The sequence below is a fragment of the Curvibacter soli genome, from assembly GCF_029211125.1.
GTDB lineage: Bacteria > Pseudomonadota > Gammaproteobacteria > Burkholderiales > Burkholderiaceae_C > Curvibacter_A > Curvibacter_A soli.
On record NZ_JARGEN010000071.1, the window covers coordinates 106,611 to 115,443 of the forward strand.

General features: G+C 67.4%; 10 protein-coding genes. 2 read left to right on the forward strand and 8 right to left on the reverse strand.

Translation table 11 applies throughout. From position 1 onward, the window contains the following. Positions 1 to 202 precede the first annotated feature (202 nt). Positions 203 to 1,438, reverse strand: coding sequence for a tyrosine--tRNA ligase (tyrS, locus tag PY257_RS14805; protein ID WP_275743189.1), 1,236 nt, complete (start codon positions 1,436 to 1,438; stop codon positions 203 to 205). A 201-nt stretch (positions 1,439 to 1,639) separates the two neighbouring features. Between tyrS and PY257_RS14810 the strand changes: the two genes are divergently transcribed. Continuing rightward, a complete protein-coding gene (locus tag PY257_RS14810) occupies positions 1,640 to 3,001 on the forward strand; it encodes a M23 family metallopeptidase (RefSeq protein ID WP_419095723.1) in 1,362 nt (453 codons plus the stop codon). Positions 3,002 to 3,015: 14 nt separating this feature from the next. Then, positions 3,016 to 4,155, forward strand: a complete 1,140-nt coding sequence (locus tag PY257_RS14815; RefSeq protein ID WP_275743193.1) for an anhydro-N-acetylmuramic acid kinase — start codon at positions 3,016 to 3,018, stop codon at positions 4,153 to 4,155. Positions 4,156 to 4,404: 249 nt separating this feature from the next. Here PY257_RS14815 and mdtD read toward each other — a convergent pair whose 3' ends face one another. From mdtD to PY257_RS14850, 7 genes are all read right to left on the reverse strand, one after another. Beyond that, complete coding sequence (gene mdtD / locus PY257_RS14820) at positions 4,405 to 5,853, reverse strand: multidrug transporter subunit MdtD (protein WP_275743195.1); 1,449 nt, start codon at positions 5,851 to 5,853, stop codon at positions 4,405 to 4,407. 61 nt (positions 5,854 to 5,914) lie between these two features. After that, positions 5,915 to 6,280, reverse strand: a complete 366-nt coding sequence (gene erpA, locus PY257_RS14825; protein ID WP_275743197.1) for an iron-sulfur cluster insertion protein ErpA — start codon at positions 6,278 to 6,280, stop codon at positions 5,915 to 5,917. A gap of 61 nt (positions 6,281 to 6,341) precedes the next feature. Next, the gene (locus PY257_RS14830) at positions 6,342 to 6,737 is read right to left on the reverse strand and encodes a bactofilin family protein (RefSeq protein WP_275743199.1); all 396 of its coding nucleotides are present in this window, start codon (positions 6,735 to 6,737) and stop codon (positions 6,342 to 6,344) included. 57 nt (positions 6,738 to 6,794) lie between these two features. After that, entirely contained in the window at positions 6,795 to 7,502 is a 708-nt protein-coding gene (locus PY257_RS14835; protein ID WP_275743201.1) for a DUF6776 family protein, read from the reverse strand. A 104-nt stretch (positions 7,503 to 7,606) separates the two neighbouring features. After that, positions 7,607 to 7,999, reverse strand: coding sequence for a 30S ribosomal protein S9 (gene rpsI, locus PY257_RS14840; RefSeq protein ID WP_275743203.1), 393 nt, complete (start codon positions 7,997 to 7,999; stop codon positions 7,607 to 7,609). A gap of 10 nt (positions 8,000 to 8,009) precedes the next feature. After that, positions 8,010 to 8,438, reverse strand: coding sequence for a 50S ribosomal protein L13 (rplM, locus tag PY257_RS14845; protein ID WP_275743205.1), 429 nt, complete (start codon positions 8,436 to 8,438; stop codon positions 8,010 to 8,012). 213 nt (positions 8,439 to 8,651) lie between these two features. Beyond that, a partial coding sequence (locus PY257_RS14850; protein ID WP_275743207.1) for a hypothetical protein occupies positions 8,652 to 8,833 on the reverse strand: 182 nt, incomplete at its 5' end.

Consider the following 8,833-nt stretch of genomic DNA (forward strand, 5'->3'; position numbering starts at 1 on the left):
ACCGCGCTCGGGGCGCCATGCGGCGGCATTGCTCCTCCTTGCGGGCAACCAGCCCGCCGCGTCGTCGCGTCTTGCCCGGCACCCCGATCACGGCACCGGCAGGCGCATCCAACTGCCGTTTCTAGGTTGAAATGGTGGTCAAATCAGGCCCCAACGCTTGATTTTCCTGCGGCAGCAGCTATCCAATCAATAGCACATGACGCTACGCCGCCAGCGTCACCCGCGCGAACTTGCGCTTGCCCACCTGCACGACGTAGGTGCCGGCGCCGAGCTTGAGGCCCTTGTCGCTGACCACGCTCGAATCCACCCGCACGCCGCCGCCGTCAATGAGGCGGTTGGCTTCGCTGGTGGAGGGCGCAAGGTTGGCCTGCTTGAGCAGGGCGCCGATGCCCAGCGGTGCGCCAGCCAGCGCCACCTCGGCAATCTCGTCGGGCACGCCGCCCCGGCTGCGGTTGGCGAAGTCCTGCTCCGCCGCGTCGGCGGCGGCGGCGCCGTGAAAGCGCGTGGTGATCTCGCGCGCCAGCAGCACCTTGGCGTCCTTGGGGTTGCGGCCCGCCGCCACCTCGGACTGAAGCACCGCGATGTCCGCCAGCGATCGGAACGACAGCAGCGTGTACCAGCGCCACATCAGCTCGTCGCTGATGGAGAGCAGCTTGGCGAACATGGTGTTCGGGGCCTCGCTGATGCCGATGTAGTTGTTTTTGCTCTTGGACATCTTGTCCACGCCGTCGAGCCCCTCGAGCAGCGGCATGGTCAGGATGCACTGGGGCTCCTGGCCGTACTCCTGCTGCAGGTGGCGGCCCATGAGCAGGTTGAACTTCTGGTCGGTGCCGCCGAGCTCCAGGTCGCTTTTCAGCGCCACCGAGTCGTAGCCCTGCATCAGCGGGTAGAGGAACTCGTGCACGCTGATCGACTGGCCGGCGTGGAAGCGCTTGTGGAAGTCGTCGCGCTCCATCATGCGCGCCACCGTGTACCGGGCGGCGAGCTGGATCATGCCGCGCGCGCCCAGCGGGTCGCTCCACTCGCTGTTGTAGCGGATCTCGGTCCTGGCCGGGTCCAGCACCAGGCTGGCCTGCTTGTAGTAGGTCTCGGCGTTCACCTTGATCTGCTCGGCCGTGAGTGGCGGGCGCGTGGTGTTGCGCCCCGACGGGTCGCCAATCATGCTGGTGAAGTCGCCAATCAGGAAGATCACCTGGTGCCCCAGGTCCTGCAACTGGCGCATCTTGTTGAGCACCACGGTATGGCCGATGTGGATGTCCGGCGCCGTGGGGTCGAGCCCCAATTTGATGCGCAGCGGCACGCCCGTGGCCTCGGCGCGGGCGAGCTTTTTCACCCAATCTTCGCGCGGCAGCAGTTCGTCGACGCCGCGCAGCGAGATCTGCAGGGCCGCCTCGACGCGCTCGGTCACGGGGTAGTTTGTAACAACAGATTGATTCATAAGGGTTTTCTCAGGTACCGGCCCAAAGCGCGCAGATATACTTTCACGCGATTGACGCAGGCAGGCATTTTAATTGGCCCGCTTTTTGCGAGTTTTGTGACCTTTTGACCGGTCGCGCACCGATCCATTACACCAGGGGCTTGCCACCCGGACATATCCGGGATCAGGCCCACTGAGCGCAATCTTCTGGGGATTTTGACTTTGAAACATGGCTTGATTGCCACCGGCGAAGCATGGCTGCGCCCCATGGCCCTCGGACTCCAGCGCCATCCCAAGCGCGTCACCGCCGCCCTGGCGGCCCTGCTGCTGTGCGGCGGCGGCGGTGCCTTCGCCCTGGCCTCCCTGGCACCCGACCCCGTCGCCGGCATGGTGGTGCGCGAGATCATCCAATCCGTCGAGCCTCTGGCCCCCGCCCCGCTGGCCGACGACGTGCCGCTGGCCGGGCTGTCGCTCTACCGCTCCGACCTCAGCCGCGCCACCGACACCGCCGACGCCCTGCTGCAGCGCCTGGGCGTTTCCGACCCGCTGGCCGCCGCCTTCCTGCGCGGCGATGCGCAGGTGCGCCAGAGCCTGCTGGGCCGCGTGGGCCGTGCCGTGACGGCAGAGGCCACGGCCCAGCACGAGCTGCAGCGCCTGACCGCGCGCTGGGTGGCCGACGACACCACCGGCAACTTCCAGCGCCTGGTGGTCGAGCGCACGCCCCAGGGCTTCGCCTCGCGCATCGAAACCGCGGCGCTCACGGCGTCGAGCCGGCTGGCGAGCGGCACCATCGAATCGTCGCTCTACGCGGCCACCGACGCGTCGGGCATTCCCGACGCGGTGGCCAGCCAGGTGGCAGAGGTTTTCGCCAACGACATCGACTTCCGCCGCGCACTGCGCAAGGGCGACCGCTTCGCCATCGTCTACGAGACACTGGAGGGCGACGGCGAGCCGCTGCGCGCGGGCCGCGTGCTGAGCGCCGAGTTCGTGAACAACGGCAAGTCGTTCCAGGCCCTGTGGTTCCAGGAGCCCGGCGCACCCAAGGGGGCCTACTACACGCTCGACGGCCAGAGCCTGCAGCACGCCTACCTGTCGGCGCCGCTGGCCTTTACGCGCGTCACGAGCAACTTCTCCATGCGCCTGCACCCCATTCTGCAAACCTGGCGCGCGCATCTGGGCACCGACTTCGGTGCCCCCACGGGCACGCCGGTGCGCACGGTGGGCGACGGCGTGGTCCAGTTCGCCGGGGTGCAGAACGGCTACGGCAACGTGATCTTCGTGAAGCACCGCAACAGCGACGTGACGGTCTACGCCCACCTGAGCCGCATCGACGTGAAGCCCGGTCAGCACGTGGGCCAGGGCGACATCATCGGCGCGGTGGGCATGACGGGCTGGGCCACGGGCCCGCACCTGCACTTCGAGTTCCGCGTGAACGGCATGCAGAAAAACCCGCTCGCCATCGCGCGGCAGAGCGAGGCCGTTCCCATCCCCGCCGCCGCCAAGCCGCAGTTCGACCGCCTGGCCGCGATGATGCGCATCCAGCTCGACGCGGCGGCCTCGGTGCAGCAGGCCAGCGCCCAATAAACCCTGTCCCGCCCGTGCCAGACATCTGCATTGGCCTGATGTCGGGCACCTCGCTGGACGGCGTGGACGGCGTGGCGGCAGACTTTTCCGGCCCGCGCCTGCGCGTGCTGGGCCATGCGGCCCTCCCTTTTCCTGCCGCGCTGCGCGCAGAGTTGCTGGCGCTCAACACCACCGGCCCCGATGAACTGCACCGCGCCGCGCTGGCCGGCAATGCGCTGGCGCGCCTGTATGCCGAGGTGGTCGCGCAGCTCCTGCGCGGTGGCGCGCTGGCCCCCTCGGCGGTGCGGGCCGTCGGCGCCCATGGGCAGACGGTGCGCCACCGTCCGCAGGAATTCGATGGCACCGGCTACACCCTGCAGCTCAACCAGCCCGCGCTGCTGGCCGAGCTGACGGGCATCGCGGTGGTGGCCGACTTCCGCAGCCGCGACGTGGCGGCGGGCGGCCAGGGTGCGCCGCTGGTGCCGGCCTTCCACCAGGGCGTGTTCGCGCGCGCGGGCCAAGCGACGCTGGTGCTCAACATCGGCGGCATCGCCAACCTCAGCGTGCTGCATGCGGACGGCAGCGCGACCGGCTTCGACACCGGGCCCGGCAACGCGCTCATGGACCACTGGTGCCAGCGCCATACCGGACGCAACTACGACGCCGACGGCGCCTGGGCCGCGCAGGGCCGCGTGGTCGAGCCGCTGCTCGCCCGCCTGCTGGCGGAGCCGTTCCTGGCCCGCACGCCGCCCAAGAGCACGGGGCGCGACCTGTTCAACCCCGCGTGGCTGGCCGCGCATCTATCCCATGGCGACGCGGCGCCCGTGGACGTACAGGCCACGCTGACGGAGTTCACGGCCCGTACGATCTCGGACGCGATGGCCGCGGCCATCGCCCGCCATGGCGCGGAGGCGGACACCGCCATCGTCTGCGGCGGCGGGGCATTCAATGGGCATCTGATGCGGCGGCTCCAGGCCCTGGCGCCGGCAGGCATGCGCATCGCCTCCTCCGGCGACTTCGGCCTGCCGCCGCTGCAGGTCGAGGCCGCCGCGTTCGCGTGGCTGGCGCGGCAGGCGCTGCAAGGGCTGCCAGGAAACCTGCCCGCCGCCACGGGCGCGCGCGGTCCGCGCATCCTCGGCGCCATCTACCCGGCGCCCACCGCACAGCGCTCCTGAAAATATAGCTGCTTGCGCTGGCAGGATAAGCGCTGCGGGCATTTTTCTTATGGAACCTGGAAACGGCAGTTGGATGCGCCCGCCGGTGCCGTGATCGGCGTGCCAGGCAAGACGCGCCGCGCGCGGCGCTGGCAGGTGCATGGCGCTCTCACCCACGAGGCGAACCCCATCGAAGCCGTCAACGCTCGATTGCATGCGGCCTGGCAAGGGATGCCCCGCGGTCAACTGCCGTTTCCACAGGTTGAAGCCTCACGCCCCCTCGTTGGGCTCGCTGCGTGCGGGCGACGCCCTGTCGGCCAACCCCGCCTGGGGCAGTTGCCAGAAGATCCAGGCCGACGCCATGGTCACCACGCCCATGGTCAGAAAGGTCGCGTGGAAGGCCCGCAGCGTCTGCGCCACGCCATGCCCCGTGAAGTGGGCGGTGTAGCCCGTCAGCACAGTGGCGGCAGCGGCCACGCCCATGCCGATGGCCAGCATCTGCACCATGGACAGCAGGCTGTTGCCGCTGCTGGCCGAATCGCTCTCCAGGTCCTTGAGCGTGAGCGTGTTCATGGCCGTGAACTGCATGGAGTTCACCGCGCCGAAGCAGGCCAGCCGCAGCAGGTGCAGCCACAACGGCTGGTCCGGCCCGGCCCAGGCGAAGGTCATCATCATGAAGCCCACGCACAAGGTATTGCCCACCAGCACGCGGCGGTAGCCGAAGCGCAGGATCAGCCGCGTCACCAGCGGCTTGGCGCCCATGCCCGCGAGCGCCACGGGCAGCATCATCATGCCGGCCTGCGCCGGCGCGTAGCCCATGCAGACCTGCAGCAGCAGCGGGATGAGAAAGGGCATGCAGCCGCTGCCGATGCGCGCGAACAGGTTGCCCAGCAGCCCGATGCGCAGGCTGGGCACGAGGAACAGCCCGGGCGCGAACAGCGGGTCGGGCCGCCGCGCCGCACGCAGCCAGTAGGCCGTGATGCTCACGAAGCCGAACACCAGCAGCACCAGCACGTTGGCCTGCTCCTGGCCGATGCCCGTGAGTCCGTCGAGCGAGAGCGAGACCGCCACCATGCCGAAGGCCAGCAGCGCGTAGCCGCCGAGGTCGAAGCGCTTGACCGCGTAGCCCAGCCCCGAGGGCATGTGGAGCACCGTGGCGACGCAGCCGATGACAGCCACGGGCAGGTTGATGAGGAAGATCCAGTGCCACGAGGCGTATTCCACCAGCCAGCCGCCGAGCGTGGGGCCGAGCAGCGGGCCGATCAGGCCGGGCACGGACACGAAACTCATCGCGCGCAGGAACTGCTCGCGCGGGTACGCGCGCAACACCGCGAGCCGCCCCACGGGCAGCAGCAGCGCGCCGCCCAGCCCCTGCAGCACGCGCGCGGCGATCAGCGCAGGCAGGCTCGGCGACAGCGCGCAGGCCAGCGAGCCCAGGCCGAACAGCAGGATGGCGCCAAGGTAGACCCGGCGCGTGCCGAAGCGGTCCGAGATCCAGCCCGAGGCGGGAATCAGCATCGCCATGGTGAGCGAATACGCCACCACCACCCACTGCATGCGCAGCGGGCTCTCGCCCAGGCTCTCGGCCATGGCGGGCAGCGCGGTGTTGACGATGGTGGCGTCCAGCGTCTGCATGAAGAAGCCGACGGCCACGAGCCAGAGCAGTATGTCGCCGCGCGGACCGCCGACGCCAGCCGGCTCGGAAGATGGTGAAGGCATGAATTGGGCGCACCAATAAAAAGCCGCCTTGCGGCGGCTTGGGTGGTGGATGGACCGTGCGTCAGACCGAGAAGCTCGACCCGCAGCCGCAGGTGGTGGTGGCGTTGGGGTTCTTGATGACGAACTGCGCGCCCTGCAGGTCTTCCTTGTAGTCGATCTCGGCCCCCACGAGGTACTGGTAGCTCATGGCGTCGATCAGCAGCGACACGCCGTTCTTGGTCATGGTGGTGTCGTCGTCGTTGGTGATCTCGTCGAAGGTGAAGCCGTACTGGAAGCCCGAGCAGCCGCCGCCCTGCACGAAGACGCGCAGCTTCAGCTCCGGATTGCCCTCTTCGGCGATCAGGTCGGCCACCTTGGCGGCGGCGCTGTCGGTGAACAGGATGGGCTCGGGCATGGCCGTCTGGACGTTTTCGGCAACTGCACTCATGGGGATGCTCCAATGGGTAATCTGAGCGGAAGATGGTACTGCAATCCGCCCGCCGAGGGGCTCAGGGGTTGTTTGCCGCCAGTTTCAGCAGGGGCTTTTCCTCCAGCGCGTCCATCGGGTGCAACTGGCCCGACACCAGCGCGCCCTGGTGCATTTCGAGCGCGCGGTAGTGGATGTCGCCCTCCACGCGCGCCTTCGGCTGCAGCTCGAGCAATTCGTTGGCATGCACCGGGCCGACGACGCTGCCGTTGATGATCACGTAGTCGGCCCGCACGGCGCCCGTGATGCGCGCGGTTTCCGACAGCACGAGGATGCTGGGCTGCGCTGCGTTGGTGCCGATGTCGCCCACCACTTCACCATCCACACGCAGGCCGTCGCAGAAAGTCACGTTGCCCTCGATGTTGCTGCCCTGGGCGATCAGGCTTTTGATGGGAGGTTGCTTTTTCCGGGAAAACATCGGTACTCCTTGGGTGAGAGCTGGGCGTATCAAAAGGCGCAAGGAAAAGGCGGAGGGCTACAGCGCGAGGGACTGCGTGGCCCTGACTGCCGCGCCGTCCATGACGCGGACGGAGACGTTTTTTACCACGGCGCGCGCAGGCAGCCCGAAAACCCCTTCGAGCCTGCGGTACTGGCGCAGATGCATGGGCTGCGGGCCGCCCGGCAGCGCCATGCTCCAGGGCTGGCCGTCCTGGGTGCCGGCCACCGTCAGTTCGAGCCGGCCCTTGAATTCAGGCGCGTTCTTGACGGGCTGCATGACCAGCACCTGCCAGCGCAGTTGCCCGCCGTCGAGCACTTCGGCCTGCAGCCCGCGGATGGCCACGTCCGCCGAGCCGGACGAAGGAATCAGCGCCTCGAAGAAGCCCAGGTCGTCGCGCAGGCTGCGGTTGTCGGATTCCAGTTGGCGGATCTGCACCAGCAACCGGTCCTGCGTCGCCTGCTGCGCCGTCAGCAGGCTGCCTGCGGCGCTGGCATCGCGCTGCAGCCGGTCGCGCTCCGCGCGCAACTGCGCCGCGTCGGAGCGCAGCGCAGCGAGTTCATCGTGCGTGGAACGGTCCAGCCCCGCGATGTCGCGGCCCAGCTCGAACGTCCACAGCCCCACGGTAGCGCAGATGCCCAGCATCATGGCCGCGAACAGCCAGCGCACGGGCCAGGGCAGCGTGCTGCGGATGGCCACGCGCGGGGCCATGACCGTCAGACGGCGGCGCAACAAACGAAGACGCACGGCTCGGGATCCCGAACAAAAGAAAACCGCCATGATGGCGGTTTTTGATATCGCATGGAAGCCCCCCGGTCTTGCGCGGGGCGCCCCCAGCGGCCAGGACGCGATCAGCGCTTGCTGAACTGCTTGCGGCGACGCGCGGAGTGCAGACCGACCTTCTTGCGTTCCACTTCGCGGGCGTCGCGGGTGACGAAGCCAGCCTGGCTCAGCACGGGCTTGAGCGTGGCGTCGTAGTCGATCAGCGCACGGGTGATGCCGTGGCGCGTGGCGCCGGCCTGGCCGGATTCGCCGCCGCCGCGCACGTTGACCTGGATGTCGAAAGTTTCGGCATGGTTGGTCAGCAGCAGGGGTTGCTTGGCGATCATGATCGAGGTCTGGCGACCGAAGAACGCTTCGATGTCCTTGCCGTTGACCGTGATCTTGCCGGTGCCTTTTTTCAGAAACACGCGGGCGACGCTGGACTTGCGACGGCCTGTGCCATTGTTCCATTCACCAATCATTGTCGGCTCCTCAGAGTTCCAGCACTTGCGGCTGTTGGGCGGTGTGCGGGTGCTCCGCCCCGCCGTAGACCTTGAGCTTCTTGATCATGGCGTAGCCGAGCGGGCCCTTGGGCAGCATGCCCTTGACGGCCTTCTCGAGCGCACGGCCCGGATGCTTGGCCTGCAGGTCGCGGAAGTTGGTGGCGGTGATGCCGCCGGGGAAGCCAGAATGGCGGTAGTACACCTTGTCCAGGCTCTTGGTACCGGTGACCTTGAGCTTGGCGGCGTTGATGATGACGATGAAGTCACCCGTGTCGACGTGAGGCGTGTAAATGGCCTTGTGCTTGCCGCGCAGTCGGAGGGCCACTTCGCTGGCTACCCGTCCGAGGACCTTGTCGGTCGCGTCAATCACAAACCACTCGTGCTTCACGTCAGCGGGCTTGGCGCTGAACGTAGACATTGTGCTAAATAGCTTTCGAGCTGGTTTGGCGGGCCCTTTTCCACGGTCGGTGTTTCTCTGAAGGAAACCTCTTAGGTGGGTGTGTCTTCACGGCTTGCACAAAAAGAACGGCATCCAATCGCCCACACAGGGGCATGGCGAGCGATGCGACTGTTTACGCAAGTCCTGCTTTTCTTCGCCGCGGGGCCCAGTAAATCGCTGCGAAGCCTGGCATTATATGAAATTTCGCACCCGGGGCGCAATGGCAGTCTTGTCCAACGAGGTATGAGCCCAATACTGTTTAGTTAAAACAAATGCTTGGTTTTGGGTCGCATGGCTGATTGATGGGATCGCCTCTTTTTCTCGCCCCATAGTTGCTTGTCCGCTTTTTGACTCCTCGAATATTTCGTTTGCCT